The organism is Salmonella sp. SAL04157 (assembly GCF_046551635.1).
Taxonomy (GTDB): Bacteria; Pseudomonadota; Gammaproteobacteria; order Enterobacterales; family Enterobacteriaceae; genus Salmonella; species Salmonella enterica.
In genome coordinates this window covers 570,959-591,055 of the sequence record NZ_JBGDVS010000003.1, presented here as the reverse complement: position 1 = coordinate 591,055, position 20,097 = coordinate 570,959, and the positions used below count along the sequence as shown (strand labels likewise).

The 20,097-nt window shown below is 52.1% G+C and carries 18 protein-coding genes; 8 read left to right on the top strand and 10 right to left on the bottom strand.

The window, feature by feature from the left end:
• The first annotated feature begins 1 nt into the window (after nucleotide 1).
• Both ACLJRE_RS09790 and ACLJRE_RS09785 read left to right on the top strand, forming a co-directional pair.
• The gene (locus ACLJRE_RS09790; protein WP_000213349.1) at nucleotides 2-1,192 is read left to right on the top strand and encodes a Bcr/CflA family multidrug efflux MFS transporter; all 1,191 of its coding nucleotides are present in this window, start codon (nucleotides 2-4) and stop codon (nucleotides 1,190-1,192) included.
• 390 nt (nucleotides 1,193-1,582) lie between these two features.
• On the top strand, nucleotides 1,583-1,927 hold the full coding sequence (locus ACLJRE_RS09785) for a YejG family protein (protein ID WP_001094639.1): 345 nt from the start codon (nucleotides 1,583-1,585) through the stop codon (nucleotides 1,925-1,927).
• 3 nt (nucleotides 1,928-1,930) lie between these two features.
• Here the strand turns inward: ACLJRE_RS09785 and yejF are convergent, their stop codons facing one another.
• The 9 genes from yejF to yeiP form a co-directional block, all read right to left on the bottom strand.
• Nucleotides 1,931-3,520 carry a microcin C ABC transporter ATP-binding protein YejF gene (gene yejF, locus ACLJRE_RS09780; protein WP_410957379.1) on the bottom strand — a complete coding sequence of 530 codons (1,590 nt, stop codon included), beginning with the start codon at nucleotides 3,518-3,520 and terminating at the stop codon, nucleotides 1,931-1,933.
• A gap of 1 nt (nucleotide 3,521) precedes the next feature.
• On the bottom strand, nucleotides 3,522-4,547 hold the full coding sequence (locus ACLJRE_RS09775) for an ABC transporter permease (RefSeq protein ID WP_001137748.1): 1,026 nt from the start codon (nucleotides 4,545-4,547) through the stop codon (nucleotides 3,522-3,524).
• Nucleotides 4,547-5,641, bottom strand: a complete 1,095-nt coding sequence (locus ACLJRE_RS09770; protein WP_410957378.1) for a microcin C ABC transporter permease YejB — start codon at nucleotides 5,639-5,641, stop codon at nucleotides 4,547-4,549. The genes ACLJRE_RS09775 and ACLJRE_RS09770 overlap by 1 nt, the downstream gene beginning before the upstream one ends.
• Before the next feature lie 9 nt (nucleotides 5,642-5,650).
• Nucleotides 5,651-7,456 carry an extracellular solute-binding protein gene (locus ACLJRE_RS09765; protein WP_023201575.1) on the bottom strand — a complete coding sequence of 602 codons (1,806 nt, stop codon included), beginning with the start codon at nucleotides 7,454-7,456 and terminating at the stop codon, nucleotides 5,651-5,653.
• Between the two features lie 106 nt (nucleotides 7,457-7,562).
• Nucleotides 7,563-9,119, bottom strand: a complete 1,557-nt coding sequence (locus ACLJRE_RS09760; protein WP_000957762.1) for a cyclic di-GMP phosphodiesterase — start codon at nucleotides 9,117-9,119, stop codon at nucleotides 7,563-7,565.
• A gap of 325 nt (nucleotides 9,120-9,444) precedes the next feature.
• Nucleotides 9,445-10,017, bottom strand: coding sequence for a bifunctional murein DD-endopeptidase/murein LD-carboxypeptidase (gene mepS / locus ACLJRE_RS09755; RefSeq protein ID WP_000241015.1), 573 nt, complete (start codon nucleotides 10,015-10,017; stop codon nucleotides 9,445-9,447).
• Nucleotides 10,018-10,430: 413 nt separating this feature from the next.
• Nucleotides 10,431-11,150, bottom strand: a complete 720-nt coding sequence (locus tag ACLJRE_RS09750; RefSeq protein ID WP_023212316.1) for a phosphatase PAP2 family protein — start codon at nucleotides 11,148-11,150, stop codon at nucleotides 10,431-10,433.
• A gap of 29 nt (nucleotides 11,151-11,179) precedes the next feature.
• Nucleotides 11,180-12,166, bottom strand: a complete 987-nt coding sequence (locus tag ACLJRE_RS09745; RefSeq protein ID WP_023212315.1) for a CobW family GTP-binding protein — start codon at nucleotides 12,164-12,166, stop codon at nucleotides 11,180-11,182.
• Nucleotides 12,167-12,377: 211 nt separating this feature from the next.
• Nucleotides 12,378-12,950 carry an elongation factor P-like protein YeiP gene (yeiP, locus tag ACLJRE_RS09740; protein ID WP_001136822.1) on the bottom strand — a complete coding sequence of 191 codons (573 nt, stop codon included), beginning with the start codon at nucleotides 12,948-12,950 and terminating at the stop codon, nucleotides 12,378-12,380.
• A gap of 324 nt (nucleotides 12,951-13,274) precedes the next feature.
• Here yeiP and ACLJRE_RS09735 point away from each other — a divergent pair, with 324 nt between their 5' ends.
• The 3 genes from ACLJRE_RS09735 (at nucleotide 13,275) to ACLJRE_RS09725 (ending at nucleotide 14,706) form a co-directional block, all read left to right on the top strand.
• Complete coding sequence (locus ACLJRE_RS09735) at nucleotides 13,275-13,529, top strand: YkgJ family cysteine cluster protein (protein WP_001523448.1); 255 nt, start codon at nucleotides 13,275-13,277, stop codon at nucleotides 13,527-13,529.
• A gap of 387 nt (nucleotides 13,530-13,916) precedes the next feature.
• Nucleotides 13,917-14,039, top strand: a complete 123-nt coding sequence (locus ACLJRE_RS09730) for a membrane protein (protein WP_001519564.1) — start codon at nucleotides 13,917-13,919, stop codon at nucleotides 14,037-14,039.
• Nucleotide 14,040: 1 nt separating this feature from the next.
• Entirely contained in the window at nucleotides 14,041-14,706 is a 666-nt protein-coding gene (locus ACLJRE_RS09725; protein ID WP_001645254.1) for a GNVR domain-containing protein, read from the top strand.
• A 64-nt stretch (nucleotides 14,707-14,770) separates the two neighbouring features.
• Here the strand turns inward: ACLJRE_RS09725 and setB are convergent, their stop codons facing one another.
• Nucleotides 14,771-15,952, bottom strand: coding sequence for a sugar efflux transporter SetB (gene setB, locus ACLJRE_RS09720; protein WP_000551934.1), 1,182 nt, complete (start codon nucleotides 15,950-15,952; stop codon nucleotides 14,771-14,773).
• Between the two features lie 368 nt (nucleotides 15,953-16,320).
• On the opposite strand from setB, the gene fruB reads away from it, so the two are divergent.
• Genes fruB through fruA form a run of 3 tightly spaced genes read left to right on the top strand, consistent with a single transcriptional unit; the run spans nucleotide 16,321 to nucleotide 20,094 of the window.
• Entirely contained in the window at nucleotides 16,321-17,451 is a 1,131-nt protein-coding gene (fruB, locus tag ACLJRE_RS09715; RefSeq protein ID WP_000487287.1) for a fused PTS fructose transporter subunit IIA/HPr protein, read from the top strand.
• Nucleotides 17,451-18,389 carry a 1-phosphofructokinase gene (gene fruK, locus ACLJRE_RS09710; protein WP_023212314.1) on the top strand — a complete coding sequence of 313 codons (939 nt, stop codon included), beginning with the start codon at nucleotides 17,451-17,453 and terminating at the stop codon, nucleotides 18,387-18,389. Before fruB ends, fruK begins: the two co-directional genes overlap by 1 nt.
• 16 nt (nucleotides 18,390-18,405) lie before the next feature.
• Nucleotides 18,406-20,094, top strand: coding sequence for a PTS fructose transporter subunit IIBC (fruA, locus tag ACLJRE_RS09705; protein ID WP_000854417.1), 1,689 nt, complete (start codon nucleotides 18,406-18,408; stop codon nucleotides 20,092-20,094).
• Nucleotides 20,095-20,097 lie beyond the last annotated feature (3 nt).

The following is a 20,097-nucleotide window of genomic DNA, read 5'->3' as shown; positions in this document are numbered from 1 at the left end:
TGTGACCACCCGGCAGCACTCTTCCTTTGCCATTGTTTTTATTCTTGGCCTGTTGGCCATGTTAATGCCGCTGTCGATTGATATGTATCTTCCAGCGCTGCCGGTGATTTCTGCGCAATTCGGCGTGCCTGCCGGTAGCGCGCAGATGACACTCAGCACCTATATTCTGGGGTTTGCGCTGGGTCAGCTTATCTATGGACCGATGGCGGATAGCCTCGGGCGTAAGCCGGTCATCCTGGGCGGGACGCTGGTATTTGCCGCTGCGGCGGTCGCCTGTGCGTTGGCGCAGACTATCGATCAACTGATCGTGATGCGTTTCTTTCACGGTTTGGCGGCCGCGGCGGCAAGCGTCGTCATCAATGCGCTGATGCGGGATATTTATCCAAAGGAAGAGTTTTCGCGCATGATGTCATTTGTCATGCTGGTCACTACGATAGCACCGTTAATGGCGCCCATTGTCGGCGGCTGGGTGTTGGTATGGTTAAGCTGGCACTATATCTTCTGGATACTGGCCATTGCGGCGATTCTGGCGTCAGTCATGATCTTTGCTCTGATTAAAGAGACGCTGCCCGTTGAGCGGCGTCAGCCTTTTCATATTCGTACCACAATAGGTAACTTTGCCGCGTTGTTTCGCCACAAACGCGTACTGAGCTATATGCTGGCGAGCGGGTTTAGTTTTGCCGGTATGTTCTCTTTTCTGAGCGCGGGGCCGTTTGTTTATATCGAAATTAATCATGTTCCGCCGCAGGATTTCGGCTACTACTTCGCGTTGAACATCGTATTTCTGTTTGTGATGACGATTATCAACAGCCGTTTTGTCAGACGGGTAGGGGCGCTAAACATGTTTCGGGCCGGGCTATGGATTCAGTTTGCGATGGCGGTGTGGATGGTTTTCAGCGCGCTGATGGGCATTGGATTCTGGGCGCTGGTGGTCGGCGTTGCGGCGTTTGTCGGCTGTGTGTCGATGGTTTCGTCCAATGCGATGGCGGTCATTTTGGATGAGTTTCCGCATATGGCCGGAACGGCGTCTTCGTTGGCGGGCACTTTCCGCTTTGGTATTGGCGCTATCGTCGGCGCGTTGCTGTCGCTGGCTACCTTTACCAGTGCGTGGCCGATGATCTGGTCGATTGCGCTTTGCGCCGCCTGTTCCATTCTGTTTTATCTCTACGCCAGCCGTCCCAAAAAACGGTGACGGGCGCGCTGTCCCTCAATGGCGCCGAAGAATGCGCAGGCGGCGTTGGGGGACGCTATCCGCTAGACGATGGCAAAGCCAAACGGCTTTCATAGTTGATGTATATCAATTACCAATTCATCATTTTCCTCCTTTATGTTTATTTTATGTAAAATCCATTTATGTAAAAAGTCACATCATTGTAGTTAAAAAGGTTGAGTTAGATCGCAGAAACGGGTACATATAGCCCGCCGCTATCTCCGCGTCGGTAAAACTATTTTAACTCCCGCTTGCTGTAGAGCCACTGACGGAGAGTAGGGCGTTAGCAATCTGTTTAAGGACGGGTTGTCAATGATGTGTTAATATAAATGTAATTAAATTGTGAAGTAATTGTGCTTCCGGGGAAAGAAAGTGAATACATTACAGCTCTCAATTGTTCACCGTCTGCCGCAAAACTATCGCTGGTCGGCGGGTTTTGCGGGGTCAAAGGTTGAACCGATTCCGCAAAACGGGCAGAGCACCGAGAATAGTCTGGTGGCGCTTAAACTGTTGAGTCCGGCAGGCGATAGCGCGTGGTCAGTGATGCATAAGCTCAGCCAGGCGCTAAGCGATATTGAAGTTCCTTGCTCCGTGCTGGAGTGCGAAGGGGAACCGTGCCTGTTCGTTAATCGTCAGGATGAGTTTGCCGCCACCTGTCGGCTGAAAAATTTCGGCGTGGCGATAGCGGAACCTTTTTCTAACAATAATCCTTTTTAGGCGTCAGCTTAACGCGAGTAGCTGACGCGTATAGGCCTGTTGCGGTGCGGTAAACACGCGCTCGCATTGCCCCTGTTCAACCACCTCCCCCTGCCGCAGCACAATAACCTGATGGCACAGCGCGCGTACTACATGCAGATCGTGGCTAATGAAGATATAGGCCAGACGGTGCTTTTGCTGGAGCGATTTCAGGAGGGCAAGAATCTGCGCCTGAACGGTTTTATCCAGCGATGAGGTCGGTTCATCCAGAATAATAAGCGACGGTTTTAAAATCAGCGCCCTAGCGACGGCGATACGTTGACGCTGCCCGCCGGAAAACTCAGCGGGGTAACGATGCCGCGTTTCCGGGTCCAGGCCGACTTCCATCATGACCGCTTTCACCTGCTGTTCGCGCTGCGCGCCTGAAAGCATAGGCTGGTGGACGCGCAGGCCTTCTTCGATAATTTGCAAGACGTTTAAACGCGGGTTTAGCGATGAGTTCGGGTCCTGGAATACGACCTGGATACGGTGGCGAACAGGTAAAAGCTGGCGGCGGTTTAACGTATCCAGCGATTGACCGTCAAACACGATGCGGCCTTCGGAGCGGATAAGCCGTAACAGCGCCAGACCGGTGGTACTTTTTCCCGATCCTGACTCGCCGACCAGACCCAGCGTTTCGCCTGGATGCAGGGTGAAACTGATATTGTTAACCACCACATTATGATCCACGACGCGCTTCAGAATGCCTTTGCGGATCGGGAAGGCGACGCGCAGCCTGTCCACCTCCAGCAACGGCGTCTGCCCGGCGGGGAGCGGAACCGGATCGCCTGTGGGTTCGCTGTTGAGTAGTTTTTGCGTGTACGGATGGGTCGGCGCGGAGAGCAGCGTGTCGGCGCGTTGGTTCTCTACGCACTTGCCGTGTTGCATTACCGCCACCGAATCCGCCAGTTTTTTTACAATGCTGAGGTTATGGGTGATAAACAGCAATCCCATATTGAGCTCGCGCTGGAGTTCCCGCAGTAGAGATAAAATCTGCGCCTGTACGGAGACGTCGAGGGCGGTGGTCGGCTCATCGGCGATCAGTAATTCCGGCCGTGTTAACAGCGCCATGGCTATCATGACGCGCTGGCGTTCGCCGCCGGAAAGCTGATGCGGATAATCGCGCAGACGCTGGCTCGCCTGGCGGATACCGACCCGATCCAGACAACCGATCATCTCCGCCCTTGCCGCCTCCCGACGCATTCCCCGATGGAGCGACAGCACTTCATAGAGCTGTTTTTCCAGCGTATGCAGCGGGTTAAGTGAAACCATCGGTTCCTGAAAAATCATGGCGATTTTATTGCCGCGCACGCCGCGTAGCGTCTGCTCGCTGGCATGGAGCAATGATTCGCCGTGAAAGCGAATATCGCCGGAGAGGTAGACGGCGGGAGGGGTAGGCAAAAGACGCAGAATGGAAAGCGCCGTCACGCTTTTTCCTGACCCGGACTCGCCGACCAGCGCCAGCGTTTCCCCGGCGTTCACCTGTAACGAAATGGCGTTAACGACAGGACGTACGTGCTGTTGCTGACGGAAACCTACCGATAAATTTTCAATCGCAAGCAATGGAGATGTCATCTTATACCGCCTTAGCAGGATCAAAGGCGTCGCGTACCGCTTCGCCGATAAAAATCAGCAGCGATAGCAGAATGGCGACAGACAGAAAGGCGGCGATCCCCAGCCAGGGAGCCTGTAAGTTGTTTTTCCCCTGTAAAAGAAGTTCGCCGAGAGAAGGGGAGCCAAGCGGCAGACCAAATCCCAGAAAATCCAGCGACGTCAGGGTGGTGATGGAGCTACATAAAATGAACGGTAAAAATGTCAGGGTAGCGACCATCGCATTAGGCAACATATGGCGCAGGATAATGTCACGATCGCTGACGCCAAGCGCCTGCGCGGCGCGGATATAGTCAAAATTGCGGGTCCGTAAAAACTCGGCGCGCACCACGCCCACCAGACTCATCCAGCCAAACAGTACGGTTATGGCCAGCAGCCACCAGAAGTTAGGCTGCACTACGCTGGAAAGTAAAATAATCAGAAACAGGGTCGGCATCCCCGACCAGACTTCGATGAGACGTTGCCCCCATAAATCGACTTTGCCGCCATAATAGCCCTGTAGCGCGCCCGCCAGTACGCCCATGACGCTGGAGCAAATCGTTAACATCAGGCCGAATAAAATAGAAATGCGGGTGCCGTACAGGATGCGGGCGAAAACGTCGCCGCCATTCGCATCGGTGCCCAGCCAGTTTTTCGCCGAAGGCGGGGAGGGGAAAGGCTGCGTGGTGGCAAAATTAATGGTATTGGCGCCAAAGCGTACGGGGGCCCACAACACCCAGCCCCGATTCTCAAGTTGCCGTTGTAGCCAGGGGTCCTGATAATCTGCCGTTGTCGCCAGCGGGCCGCCGAAATCGCGCTCGCTGTAATTTTTTACCAGCGGAAAATACCACTGGCCTTCATAGCGCACCAGCAATGGCTTATCGTTAGCAATCAGTTCCGCGCATAAGCTCAGGCTGAACACGATCAGGAAAATCCATAGTGACCAGTAGCCCCGGCGATTATGGCGGAAACGCGCCCAGCGGGCCTGATTGACCGGGCTTAATCGCGGCATTATCGTCCCTCAAAATCAATGCGTGGATCGACCAGCGTATAGCTGATATCGCTCAGGATATTCAGTAATAAGCCAATCAGGGTAAAGATATAAAGCGTACCGAACATCACCGGATAGTCGCGCGAAACGGTTGCTTCATAACCCAGCAGCCCCAGGCCGTTGAGCGAGAACATGACTTCAATTAGCAGCGAGCCGGTGAAAAACATACTGATAAAAGTGGTGGGAAACCCGGCGATCACCAGCAGCATGGCGTTACGAAAAACATGTTTCCAGAGAATGTTTTTTTCACTCACGCCTTTAGCGCGAGCGGTAACGACATACTGTTTACGCACCTCGTCGAGAAACGAATTTTTCGTCAGCATCGTCAGGGCGGCAAAACCGCCGATGACGGTCGCCAACACCGGCAGCGTAATATGCCACAAATAATCGGTGATTTTCTGGTACCACGGTAACGTGTCAAAGTTGGCGGAGACCAGGCCACGTAGCGGAAAAATATCGTAGTAGCTGCCGCCGGCAAAAAAGACGATTAATAAAATAGCGAACAGAAAGGCGGGGATCGCATAACCAATAATGATAAACGCGCTGCTCCACACATCAAAGCGACTGCCGTTATGGACGGCTTTGCGAATCCCCAGCGGGATAGACACCAGATAAATAATCAGCGTGCTCCATAATCCCAGGGTAATGGAGACGGGAAGACTATCTTTGATCAGCGTCAGTACGGATGCGCTGCGAAACAGACTGTCACCGAAGTCAAAAGAGAGATAGTCCCGTAGCATCTTGAAATAACGCTCATGCAGCGGTTTGTCGAAGCCATAGCGATGGGTGATCTCCGCGATCACCTCCGGATCGAGTCCGCGGCCGCCGCGATAATGGCTGTCGCTGATATTGCCGACGCCGGTTTGCGCATGACTGGCGCGAACGCCTTCGCCGCTGGCACCGGGCAACGCGCCGCCCTGACCAAATTCAATCGCGGCAATCGCTTGATCGACAGGGCCGCCGGGAGCGATCTGCACGATAAAAAAGTTAATGGTAATAATGGCCCATAGCGTGGGGATCACCAGTAACAGACGGCGGATAAGATAGGCGCCCATTGATTCTTACTACCTCCTGGCTGCCGGTAGTTTGGCGGCTTTGTTGACATCATACCACCAGGTATCTAACCCGATGGTATATACCGGGCGAATCGCCGGATGGGAGAATTTATCCCACCAGGCGAGCCTGTCTTGCGCCATATACCACATCGGCAGCATGTAATAGTTCCAGGTCAGCACGCGATCCAGCGCCCGTCCCAGCGGCACCAGTTTCGCTTTATCACCCTGCGCTGCGATAATTTGCGCGATCAGTTTATCCACCACCGGGCTTTGTACGCCGGGAGCGTTATAACTGGAGTTAATGTATTCCGACGCCCATGAGATTTGTAGATCGGAGCTGGGCCAGGGCATCGCCCGCCATAGCCTCGGCATCATGTCATAGTCGCGGCTGCGCATCCGGTTGGTGAGCTGAGAATTATCAACCTGACGGATAGTCATCGTAATGCCCAGACGCTGAAGATTATGCTGGAAGGGTAGAACCCACTGGCTATTACTGCTGGCAGGAAGGAGAAGTTCAAACGTCAGAGGCTTACCGGTGACGCTATTGACCCGTTGCTGTCCGTTGATCACCCATCCGGCCTGCGTCAACAAGGCGTCAGCTTTAAGAAGATTTTCGCGATCGTAGCCGTCGCCGTTAGAGACCGGCGGCTGATAGATCTGAGTGAAGACTTCAGGAGGAAGATCTTTTTTCATCGGCGCGAGTAATACCAGCTCATCGGCGTCAGGATAATTTCTGGCGGCGTACTCGGTATTCTGGAAGTAACTGTTGGTTCGGCTCCAGGCATTATAGAACAACGCTTTATTCATCCACTCAAAATCGAAGGCCAGGGTGACGGCTTCACGTACCCGTCGGTCTTTAAATACCGGGCGCTGAATATTAAAGGCCAGCCAGCGTGTGTCCTGCGCCGACTCGTTTTTCTGCTCTTCTTTAATGATGTAATGATTATCGAAATTTTTACCGATGTAGCGCGTTGCCCAGTTTTTAGCGTCGTTTTCCAGCCGTAGATCAAATGCGCCCGCTTTAAACGCCTCGAAAGCGACATTGTCATCAAGGTAGTAATCGTAGCGGATAGTGTCGAGGTTAAAACGTCCACGATTGACCGGCAGATTAGCCGCCCAGTAGTTTTTGACGCGTGAATAGACAATATACTGGCCCATTTTCCACTGAGTAATCCGGTATGGCCCGCTGGCTAAGGGCGGCGTTGAAAGCGGATCGCTGAGTTTGTGATTTTTCCAGAATTTTTCGGGCATGATCGGTAATGAAAACAGACTAAGCATGTCTTCTTTACCAGGCTTCGCCAGCTCAATTCGCACGGTTAAAGGCGCAATCGCCTTCACGGTAGTACCTTTATAGACCAGACGGAACTGCGGTACGCCTTCGGTCATAAACTTATGAAAGGTAAAGGCCACATCGCGGGCGGTAATGGGCGTGCCATCGTGAAAACGAGCGCGGGGGTTAATCGAGATTTCCACCCAGGAATAGTCGGCGGCATAGCGGGCATGGTCGGCAATCAGCGGATAATAGCTTCCGGGTTCATCATCCGAGGTGGTAAAAAGCGTATCGTAAAGGGCTTCGGTACGTACGCCGGGATTGCCGCGCAGCGAATAGCGATTGAAATTATCGAACGTACCAATGGCGGAAAGCGTCATCTGACCGCCTTTCGGCGCAGCAGGATTCACATAATCAAAGTGATCAAAGTTAAAAGCATACTTAGGTTCGCCGAGTACGGCGAAAGCGTAGCTTTCTTTGATTTCCTGGGCCTGGGCGCCAGCGCTAACCAGTGCGACAAGCAGAAGCATTACGCGCGCAATCATCTGAAGGCGGTTTCCTTATCGTATTGCCCGCTGCAAACCGGCAGGCGTTTCGCTGAATAATAAGTGACGTTGCGTCTGATGTGAATCTGTTAAAACCGTAAGGGGACTACCATTCAGGCACGGAAGGCGCCGACATCCACAGCACGAAATCTTTTAGGGGTAAAGGACGGCTAATCCAGTACCCCTGCAAGTAATTAACACCGTGATCGCGTAGCCAACGGGCCTGCTCCGGCGTTTCAACGCCCTCGGCCACCGTCAGCATATTCAGGCGTCTGGAGAGCGTCAGCACGGTATCCAGAACCGGCGACGTGACGGTTTCCGTGCCGATCGCCTGGATAAAGCCGCGATCGATTTTCAGATAATCTAAAGTAAATCGCTCCAGATAAATCAGGGCGCTATGGCCTGTACCGAAATCATCTATAGCGATTTCAAACCCGGCGGAATGCAGCCATTCGAACAGTTTGGCCGCTTCGTACTGCTGAAGCATATCGCGTTCAGTGATTTCCAGCACGATATGAAAATGGTGCGCGGGCAGGGCGTCCCTGAGCCGGTGCATATCCTCTTTAAAACTGTCGCTGTGCAGATGTTCCGGCGCGATATTAATGCCAAATTTGGCACCGACGGGCATCACCTTCTGTAGCGTGGGCGCGTCGCGGGCGATCAGCTCGAACAGATGCTGCGTTAACGGTACGATAAGTTGCTGCGCTTCGGCATAGTGGATAAAGGCATCCGGCGGAATCTCTCCTGCCGTAGGGTGACGCCAGCGCAGTAGGACTTCAAGCCCGGTGACGTTCAGCGTACGAGTATCGACGACGGGCTGATAAACCACATAAAACTGCTCGTGTTTGATCGCCGTTAAAATCTCTTTGCCCGGTCGCGTCCGGAGGGCATAGATAAAGTAACAGATAAACCCCGCTACGATGCCGCTAATGCAGCCCAGCATCAACGCATACCATAAGTCATTGTAGGTCCAGCTATCGGCATAAAGCTGTATTTTAAGCGGCAGGCCGTTGATAGTTGTCTGTCGTGATGGCGAACCCGGCAGCTCCGCGACGGTCAGCAGACGCGAAGAAAAAGTCGACAGCGCGGTATTGCCGACAATCAGCGCGATGCCGTTAAAATCGTCCTGGCGCGTGGTATAGAGTAAGTAGGGCGTCAGGTTAATATTCAGCGATGTGAATACGCCGCTGTCATTTAATAATGGGTTCCGATACCAAATCACCATTGTCGGTTTGTTGGGCATCATTGGCGTGCCGGGCAGAATCGCCATAGCAACGTCTTTGCGGATATCTATATCCGGTACCAGTTGCTGAAGCGGCATATTCATGGCGCCAGTGGCGGAAGAGCAAAACACTTTTTTATCTTTAATCAATAAGAAGGCGCGGACATTAAGGCTAAAAGCGGCTCTTGAGGTAAGTTCTGCGCCAACCTGCTGACAGGTGTTGATCGTCAACGGCTGAAGAATATCGGTGGTGGCTTTCAGGTCGGCGAAATAGCTGGCCAGGTAATGTTGTACATCAGAAAGGAGCGTATTGTATTTAACATCCCGTTTATGCCACGACAGGAAAAATTGCAGGCTACCAATAAGTAATGCTGCTGCCATCCCCGTAATGATACAGGTAAGCAGGATTTTCCGACCGGAAGAGGAGTCGCGTGTAAGCATAATTCCTGGTGTGACCTGAAAAGGCGGATGCCGGTTAATCTGGTTGATTTATAAGACTATAGCCTGGATTACCCCGGATAGTCATGCTTTTCTGTGATGCGCAGGAAAGCGTATTGTCGCAGTAGGCGTTGGGGGAAACGACCTGAATGCCTGATGGCACTATGTTTATCAGGCCTACGTTCGTGTGTGGTAGGCTGGATAAGAGGCCACACGTCGCTATTCGGCAAAACGGGTTCAGAAGGGATAATAAGCAAAAGCACTGCCGAAGCAGTGCTTTTTATGTCGTCTCATCAGGTAAGCCAAGGGAGGTGCTGCCTGATGAAGATTAACTGCGGCTCAGAACTCGACGTGCTTCATTGTAGCGTTTTTTCCAGTACGGTTCGTTCATACTGGAGATAATGACGCCGCTACTGGTAGACGCATGGACAAACTGGTTATTGCCGATATAAATACCGACATGACGACCAGTGGAACCGGCGCGGAACAGAACCAGATCGCCCGTACGCAGGTTATTGCGTGAAACTGCTTTGCCCATTTCCTGCTGTTCATAGGTTGAACGCGGAAGCTCTAAACCAAACTGTTCACGGAAGGTGCGCTGTACAAAGCTGGAACAGTCGACGCCTTTCTTAGTGCTGCCGCCCAGGCGGTAACGCACGCCTTTCCAGTCAGCATACTGATCCATAATCCGCGACTTAACGTCGAGGTTACGCACCATATTTTCAAATTCATCCTGAGAGGCTTGCAGTGAAGAGCTATCGCTATTGCCCACAGCATGCGTCTCAGAATGCATATTCTTTGCGGTATTGGTGGTTGTGCTACAAGCAGAAAGCAGAACCGCAACTGCAATCGCAGGAATCCCGCGCAAAATATATCTCAAAATCGGTTGAGATTTGACCATGTTGTTTGTTTTCCCTTGAAGTCCTTAACGATAAATATCGTTATAAAAATGCCAAACGTGATGAGACTAATTACCTGCACAGCTTGAGACAATTCTTTGTGCACAAATCTGTGGCGGAACGCACAAATTTATTCGCAATGAGAATAATTATCTGGCGAGGCAAAACGAGTTTGAGATTACCCGATTGTTGCTGTCATTGCGAGCGATTTCGCGTGATTTTTTATAAGAATTTATGATACGAAAAGTGAACTATCAGCACGGGTCAAATTAAGCGCAGATCGTTTAAAAATCGTGCAACCTGTTCATTTTGCAGAGGAATAATATGACCGAAAAATGATGGGCTGGGGGAATATCATCATAAATTACCTTCAACGATGTAAAACTATCGCTGAAGGTAATGTTAATTACATGGGTTATTTGTTTAAAATTTGTTTATTTCCGCCCGGGAGATAATTCTCAAAAAGCGCTATCGCCCGGTCGCTGAGCGGGGTCATCAGCCACCAGGGGAGGCCAATCAAAATAACCGTGAGCGACCCGACCACAATATCGGTGAACCAGTGAGCGCCAATCATAACGCGCGGAAACGCGAAAACCACAAATATAATAAGGGCGATAATCCCCGCCGTTTTGCCGAAATAACGCAGCATAAAGGCGGAAAATATCAGCAGCATCATACCGTGATCGCCTGGGAAACTGTCTTTTGACGCGTCTTTTGTCGGGATGTGCAGCAACTCGCTGACGCGATAAATATGCTCAAAAGAGAGCGTTGGGCTGGCGCGCTTGATGGGGATCAGCGCCTGACCGAGTTGGTTAAGCACCACCGCTGTTAGCAGCATGACCAATCCGATTATCACAATGCGCCGCCGACCCGACGCGTCTTCTTTTAGCCAGAAACTGAGCATCAGTCCGCCCATCGCCAGCAGCGAACACCCATCAAACGCCCGATTATTGGTAATAGCGACCCACCAGAGGAACGCGTGGCTTTCCACCAGTTTCTGGTTAAAGAAGTGGAATATGCCGGAATCAATGGTGAACCAGAAACCGTGATTGACGGGGAGATACCATGACAAAAACAGCGCCAGACCGGCGGCATTAAGCAGAATTATCAAGGAATAGCGGGTTTTCATCGTCATTTCGCCATAGTTTTTAAACGGTGGCAACCTTACGCGTGCGTCGCTAAACGAAGCTTCAACAAGGCCGTCTGTAACGTATTCCAGTCGGTTTCTGTGTTTGAGATAAGTTCAACCCGGCTATCCGGCGGCGCGACACTCTGTGTTTCGATGTGCAGGTCATCGCCCTGGCGATTGATGCGTACCAGCCCCTCTTGTATGCGCATAACGCCTTTCACCCGGCCCACCGGCGCCAGACGCGCCCATTCGAGTAGGCCAATGGTGTCAAACACGGTATCGACATCGAAAATCCAGCCGCAGGCCTGATGACCTTGTCCGCTATTGAGGCTGCGTCGCCAGCGCTGCTGTGCGGGCAGATTTAGCGCGGCGAGTCCTTTTTTACTGGCATGAGTGTGAGAATGCGCGGCGCTGGCTGGCAGTTCCGCCAGATTTTGTCGCGGTAAATCCAGAAGCTTACCGTCTATCTGTCCATGTTCGGCATGAATCAGTTGACGATCGCCGCCGTACTGTCGCCACCACTGTTGCAGGGCGGCATCGCTCTGCGCCGTGGCGCGATCGGTCTTATTGGCGATGATAATATCGGCTGAGGCGAGCTGATCGCGGAAATTTTCATTGGCGACGCTCTGTTGGTCCAGTAGCAGGCGAGGGTCAAGGATGCAGAGCGTAGCGCGTAAATCAATCCACGGCTCATAAACCGGCGCAGTTAATAAATCCAGAATCTGTTTTGGGTGCCCCAGTCCGGTTGGTTCAATCAGCAACCGGTCAGGTTTGCCCTGGCGTAGCAGCGTGTTGAGCCCCACCTGCATAGGCAATCCGTTGACGCAGCACATGCAGCCGCCGGGGATCTCTTTTAGCAGTGCGCCGCTGTCGGCAAGCAGCGCGCCGTCAATACCCACTTCGCCAAATTCATTGACCAGGACGGCCCACTTTTCAGCCGGATCTTTATGGGCTAATAAATGAAGGATAGAGGTGGTTTTTCCGCTACCGAGAAATCCAGTAATAAGATTGGTTTTGGTCACGTCAGCTCCAGAATATTGATACAACATAACAACTTTTAATAATCCTGGCGAATAAACGTGAAAAAGAGAAGCGCTGAGTTGACGAAGTCGTGCTTCTGCCATCTTAAGAGCAGAAAATGTTAAATTTTTAACGTTCTCTTTCCTAGTGCAGAACAGTCAATAAAGAAAAGGGTCAGGCTGCACCCTGGGGCGCAGCCGAAAAATGCGAAACTTAATCCGCGCGCCCCATATAACGGCGCTCTTCGATATGAATGCGGATTTTCTCACCTGCGCTCAGGTATTCGGGAACCTGAATCACCAGACCGGTGCTTAATGTCGCGGGTTTGTTACGTGCGCTGGCGGACGCTCCTTTAATACCCGGCGCGGTTTCGACGATTTCCAGATCCACGGTCTGCGGAAGCTCTAGCGCCAGCAGTTGGCCGTCCCAGGTCAGAACCTGCATATCCGGCATTCCGCCTTCAGGCATAAACAGCAACTCTTCTTCAATCTGATCTTTGGTGAAGGTATACGGCGTATAGTCTTCTTTATCCATGAACACATATTCGTTGCCATCGACATAAGAAAAGTCAACGCCGCGACGGCTCAGGGTGACGGTATCAACGATATCGTCGCCTTTGAAACGTTCTTCCACTTTCAGACCGGTGCGGACATCAGAAAAACGCATTTTATACAGTGTGGCGGCGCCACGGGCGGTAGGCGACTGAATGTCGATATCTTTCACAATCAGCAATTTGCCGTTGTAGTTCAGTACCATACCTTTTTTGATTTCGTTCGCTCTTGGCATCGAGGAGATCCTGTTGTAGAGATTATCTAAAATATCGCGTAAAACTACTCGCGGCGGGCCGTCCAGGCAAGTGGAATTGTCACTTTTGCTGGTGCAAAAAAGGTGATACTGTTCGCCCGCTTTCCGCTCCGCGTTCAACGAGAATACGCGATGGCATGTCGCCCGGAGGGGGGAGGTGTGCTGTGTTGTCCCTTCTGTTTCCAGCCTTGTCTTCGGAATGTCTGAGGGCAGGCCTGATCATGATGACGTCCACATTTTAAATCTGGATTTTTCTTTGGACAAATTCTGTTATCTTTCATTTGGTTATAAATAGAGGGGCTGAGCATGGACTGTCGTAGCGGTTGTGGCGCTTGCTGTATTGCGCCTTCAATTTCGTCGCCGATACCCGGAATGCCGAATGGCAAGCCGATGAATACCAGATGCGTGCAGCTTTCGGAAGATAACTTGTGCCTTATCTTTGGCTCGCCTTTACGCCCAAAAGTGTGCTCTGGTTTGCAACCGACAGGGGACATGTGTTTAACGACCCGGGAAGAGGCCATTATTTATTTGCTGGAACTCGAACAGAAAACTTTACCATGAGCTAAGCCGCTTTTGATAAATGCGTAGGGGCTTATGTTATATCTCGAAATAGTCTGAAAAAGCTGCGCATCAAATTACCTCCTTTTACCATTAAATAGCGTAATACATGCTTCCCTTATTTCGTGGCTTCTGAAGCGGTAGATGTCGCCGCTCAACCCCGTTGGTGACTGAGCGTGTACCGAATAAACCGTCACACAAAACAAAAACGATCAATTTTATTTATATGATAGTTTCTATCTATTAAAAAGAGGGGTTTTGATCGATTTTAATTATTTATAACGATCGATATCGTGAATTTGATAGTTTATATCTATCATTGATGTATTTACCGATCGATATAACCAGTGTGAATGTGTTGTTATTTTCCTTTAAAATACTCGAATTCTTATGTGTGGGTTTTATCTTATGAAGAAATATACGTTCGCAGCCAGGGCGTTTATTTTTACGCTGGTGTTGCTTTTTGTTATTTCAGTATTCGGGTTGACTATTAGCGTTTTAAAAGGGATGTGAAATGCGGGGAGAAAATAGTGAAATTGATTTAGTCGACGTTTCCTTATTCCTTATAAGAAAATGGCTAAGTATCGTGATCGCTACCTTTATTTTTGTTGCCATTGGCTATGTTTTTGTGAGCGTGCAGCATGATACAAAGGTTGTGAGTATGACAATCAAACCTAATCTGGATACGCCTGCTACCTATGCGTTATGTGGCTATGCTAATGATATTCAATGTAAAACAACGGTTATACTTAACCAGTTTAGCCGTTTCTTGCCTGCGGACTATAAAAATAAAATAAGTTTTGACGCGAAAAATCAGCTTGTCCTTTTTAAGGGGCAGGGGAGGGAAGAAAGCGTCAATAATATTATTTCCACCCTGAAAAATAGTGTCGATAAAATGGCAGAATGGTATATCGATGATGGTGACATTAAACGCTATAGCGTGCATAAAAATATGTTACAAACGGAAACATATGCAAAGCTATCATTGTTGTCGGAGGCGGTTAAAAATAATGCTAACATTGAAGTGATAGATGTTGCTGTTACACCAAAATATAAGATGCGGCTGGTGTTAGTCCTTTGCGGACTGATGGGCGTAATTTTCTCAATAACCGGTCTTTTATGTAGGAGGGCGCTAACAGAATATCGTATTGAGAAAAAGACAATGAATGACCGCGCATGAACATTGCGCAGAGATAAACTCTGCGCTGAAATGTGTCGAAGAGTAAAAGTATCAGGCTTGCAAGTTAAACATCTTTAATACGCGCCAGGCAGAACATGGTGGCGACAATCATGACTAACGCAAACCAGAAGACCGCATGATAATTCCAGATTTCTGCGGCGATTCCCGCCAACGAACCGGCAATGATCCAGCCGACGCGAATGGTATTGGTATACAGCGTGGTGGCTGAACCCGCCTGGCCTGGCATCAGATCCTGAAAATAGAGCATGCCAATCCCGCCAAGAATGCCGATGTAAATCGCGTTCAGCAACTGCAAGCCGAGCAACGTCGCCGGTGCGTGCGCCAGCAACATACCCGCATAAAAGCACAGTCCGGCGACAACGGCGATGCACATTAACAGGCGTTTTCCCAACCGTTTGGCGAAGTAACCTGCAATCAGCATTGTGGGAATCTCCAGCCCGGCGGCGGTGCCCATCATCACGCCTGCAAGTTTTTCCGGAAGATGCAGCTCATTGATGATAAACAGCGGCATATTAATGATATACAGGCTGTTAGTTCCCCACATTAACGTACAGATGACAAACAGCAACAGCGTATCGCGGCGATTACGACGCGGTGCTTCCAGCGTGCCGGTTGCCAGCGGCGCATCTTTGCGCATTGACGGTAAAAAGAACCACACCATGACGCCGCAGACGATAAAAGCTACCGCCGCGCTCAAATACATCACCGTAAAGCTAAAACCCATCGCCAGCGCATAGGCCAGCGGCGGCCCAATGACCCAGGCCAATGAGACCTGGGCGCGGAGGATTGAGCTGAACATCACCGCTTCACGACCTGTACGATCGGCATGTTCACGGGCCAGCGCAAACATCTGCGGGTTGGCGGTAGAGCCGAAGCTACTGAGAAAGACGCCGATGAACAGCAAAATAAAGTAGTTGCGGTTCCAGGCAAACAACACGCAGGCCAACATGCCCAGCACGCAACAGAAAACGATCAGTTTTTTGCGATCGCCTTTTTTATCTGAGCGACCCGCCAGAAACTGGCTCACGATAATGCCGATAACCGCGCTGCCGGTAAAAAAGAATCCCACCATGCCGGGACGGGCGTGAACCTCATCCGTCAGAAAAATACTGAGCGTCGGCGTCTGTAACGCACCGGCAATACCGGTGAGAAAAGCGACGATCAAAAAGGCGGTAGACGTCAGGTCAAATGATTTAGGCGCAGCGGCGGCGGGACTGTTGTGCATGTTTCTATATCAGTGGTGTGAAGAGAGGCGGAGTTTACGCTGCCCGTCAGAAAATAAACAGGCGTCTGAATCAAAATCGACACGAAAAATCAAAATAGCATTCCAATTTGTTACCAGGGCGTGCTGACGCAAGCTGAAAGAAAAAAGCTGAAGCCTTTTATGCGTCAGCTATTGAGGGTCTGTTGGAGAAAAAATGTGCTTCACCTCAAAAAATTGCTACAAAACCGGTAACTTTTCTTGCGTGCTGAAGCAGAAAGATCCAGACTTCTTGAAACGTTTCAGCGCGATCTGGTTTTTTTGATAACTCAGATTGGCGCTTTTTTTCTCATAGTGGCTGAATCGTTTCAATTCAGTAGGAGAGGAGACACATGTTCCAGTTATCGGTTCAGGACATTCATCCGGGCGAGCAGGCCGGAAATAAAGAAGAGGCCATTCGGCAAATCGCCGCCGCGTTAGCGCAGGCGGGGAATGTGGCGGGCGGCTATGTTGACGGTATGCTGGCGCGCGAACAGCAAACCTCGACCTTTCTTGGCAATGGTATTGCGATTCCCCATGGCACAACAGACACGCGCGATCAGGTGCTGAAAACCGGCGTCCAGGTCTTTCAATTCCCGCAGGGCGTTACCTGGGGAGAAGGCCAGGTCGCCTATGTGGCGATTGGTATTGCCGCCAGTTCGGACGAACACCTCGGCCTGCTGCGTCAGTTGACGCATGTGCTGAGCGATGACTCCGTGGCTGAACAGCTGAAATCCGCGACAACGGCGGAAGAGCTGCGCGCATTGCTGATGGGCGAGAAGCAAAGTGAACAATTAAAACTTGATAACGAGACGATGACGCTGGATGTCATCGCCAGCTCGCTGGTCACATTGCAGGCGCTAAATGCGGCGCGTCTGAAAGAGGCGGGAGCGGTTGATGCGGCGTTCGTCGCAAAAACGATTAACGACAGTCCGATGAATCTGGGACAAGGTATCTGGCTGAACGACAGCGCGGAAGGCAATTTGCGCAGCGCTGTTGCGGTAAGCCGTGCGACTCAGGCGTTTGACGTAGAGGGTGAAAAAGCAGCCTTATTAGTCACTGTCGCGATGAACGACGAGCAGCCGATTGCCGTGCTAAAACGCCTCGGCGACCTGTTGCTGAACAATAAAGCCGATCGTCTGCTGAGCGCCGACGCCGCGACGCTGCTGGCGTTGCTGACCAGTGATGATGCGCTGACGGATGACGTACTGAGCGCGGAATTTGTAGTGCGTAATGAGCATGGTCTCCATGCCCGTCCGGGCACCATGCTGGTGAATACGATTAAACAATTTAACAGTGAAATTACCGTGACAAACCTTGATGGAACCGGCAAACCGGCAAACGGACGTAGTCTGATGAAAGTGGTGGCATTAGGCGTGAAGAAAGGCCATCGTCTGCGCTTTACCGCGCAGGGTGAAGATGCTGAACAGGCGCTGAAAGCGATTGGCGATGCGATCGCCGCCGGTCTCGGGGAGGGCGCATAATGAGCAGGCGTGTTGCCACCGTTACCCTTAATCCGGCTTACGATCTGGTTGGGTTTTGCCCTGAAATCGAACGCGGCGAAGTGAACCTGGTGAAAACCACGGGTCTGCACGCGGCGGGCAAAGGCATTAACGTTGCCAAGGTGCTGAAAGACTTAGGCATCGACGTCACCGTCGGCGGTTTTCTCGGTAAAGATAACCAGGACGGTTTTCAGCAATTGTTCAGCGAACTGGGCATCGCTAACCGCTTTCAGGTGGTTCAGGGCCGGACCCGCATCAACGTGAAGCTGACGGAAAAAGATGGCGAAGTGACCGACTTCAACTTTTCCGGCTTTGACGTGACCCCCGCAGACTGGGAACGCTTTGTTAACGACTCCCTGAGCTGGCTGGGTCAGTTCGATATGGTCTGCGTCAGCGGTAGCTTACCGGCTGGCGTGAGTCCGGAAGCGTTCACCGACTGGATGACGCGTCTGCGCAGCCAGTGTCCATGCATTATCTTTGATAGTAGCCGTGAAGCGTTAGTCGCCGGTCTTAAAGCTGCGCCGTGGCTGGTGAAACCGAATCGCCGCGAACTGGAAATTTGGGCGGGTCGTAAGCTCCCGGAAATGAAAGATGTGATTGATGCGGCGCACGCGTTACGCGAACAGGGTATCGCCCATGTGGTGATTTCGCTGGGGGCGGAAGGCGCGCTGTGGGTTAACGCCTCAGGAGAATGGATCGCTAAACCACCGGCAGTTGACGTGGTAAGTACCGTCGGCGCAGGCGATTCCATGGTTGGCGGATTGATTTACGGCCTGCTGATGCGCGAGTCCAGCGAACATACGCTGCGTCTGGCGACGGCGGTTGCCGCGCTGGCGGTCAGCCAGAGCAATGTGGGTATTACCGATCGTCCTCAGTTGGCCGCAATGATGGCGCGTGTCGACTTACAACCGTTTAACTGACAGCAGGAGAGGCATAATGAAAACGCTGCTGATAATTGACGCTAATCTCGGCCAGGCTCGCGCTTACATGGCGAAAACCCTGCTTGGAGCGGCGGCGCATAAAGCAAATCTGGAAATTATCGACAATCCGAATGATGCTGAACTGGCGATCGTGCTGGGCGAATCTCTGCCGAACGACAATGCTCTGAACGGCAAAAAGGTTTGGCTGGGGGATATTGGTCGCGCCGTCGCGCATCCGGAACTGTTTCTGAGTGAAGCCAAAAGCCATGCGACCCCTTACAGCGCTCCTGCTGCGGTTGCTCCTGCGGCGAGCGGCGGTCCGAAACGCGTGGTCGCGGTAACGGCCTGCCCGACCGGCGTCGCTCATACTTTTATGGCGGCTGAAGCCATTGAAACAGAAGCGAAAAAACGCGGCTGGTGGGTAAAAGTCGAAACGCGCGGCTCCGTGGGGGCCGGCAATGCCATCACCCCGGAAGAGGTGGCGGAAGCGGATTTAGTGATTGTGGCGGCGGATATCGAAGTGGATCTGGCGAAGTTTGCCGGTCTCCCAATGTACCGCACGTCGACCGGCCTGGCGCTGAAAAAGACGGCGCAGGAGCTGGATAAAGCCGTAGCGGAAGCGACGCCGTATCAACCGGCGGGTAAGGCATCGCAAGCGGCGACCGAAGGGAAGAAAGAGAGCGCTGGCGCATACCGGCATCTGTTGACGGGCGTTTCTTACATGCTGCCTATGGTGGTTGCCGGGGGACTGTGTATTGCGCTTTCCTTCGCCTTTGGTATTGAAGCCTTTAAGGTGCCGGACACGCTGGCGGCGGCGCTGATGCAGATTGGCGGCGGTTCGGCGTTTGCGCTGATGGTGCCGGTACTGGCGGGTTATATCGCTTTCTCCATCGCGGATCGCCCAGGCCTTACGCCAGGTCTGATTGGCGGTATGCTGGCGGTTAGCACCGGTTCCGGTTTTATCGGCGGGATCATTGCCGGCTTCCTTGCCGGGTATATGGCGAAGCTTATCAGTACCAAACTGAAACTTCCGCAAAGTATGGAAGCGCTGAAGCCAATCCTGATCATCCCGTTAATTTCCAGTCTGGTGGTGGGGCTGGCGATGATTTACCTGATCGGTAAACCGGTTGCCGGGATTCTGGAAGGGCTCACCCACTGGCTGCAAACGATGGGGACGGCAAATGCGGTGCTGCTGGGCGCGATTCTCGGCGGGATGATGTGTACCGACATGGGCGGCCCGGTGAACAAAGCGGCGTATGCGTTTGGCGTTGGTCTGCTGAGTACGCAAACTTACGCGCCGATGGCGGCGATCATGGCCGCAGGTATGGTACCGCCGTTAGCGCTGGGTCTGGCGACGATGGTGGCGCGTCGTAAGTTCGACAAAGCGCAGCAGGAAGGCGGTAAAGCGGCGTTGGTGCTGGGGCTGTGCTTTATCACTGAAGGCGCTATTCCGTTTGCGGCGCGCGACCCGATGCGTGTACTGCCGTGCTGTATCGTTGGCGGCGCGTTGACCGGGGCTATTTCTATGGCGGTAGGCGCAAAATTGATGGCGCCGCATGGCGGTCTGTTTGTTCTGCTTATCCCAGGCGCAATTACGCCGGTATTGGGATACCTGCTGGCAATTGTGGCCGGTACGCTGGTGGCAGGGCTGGCTTATGCCGTCCTGAAACGTCCGGAGACGGAAGTCGCGGCAAAAGCGGCGTAAGAG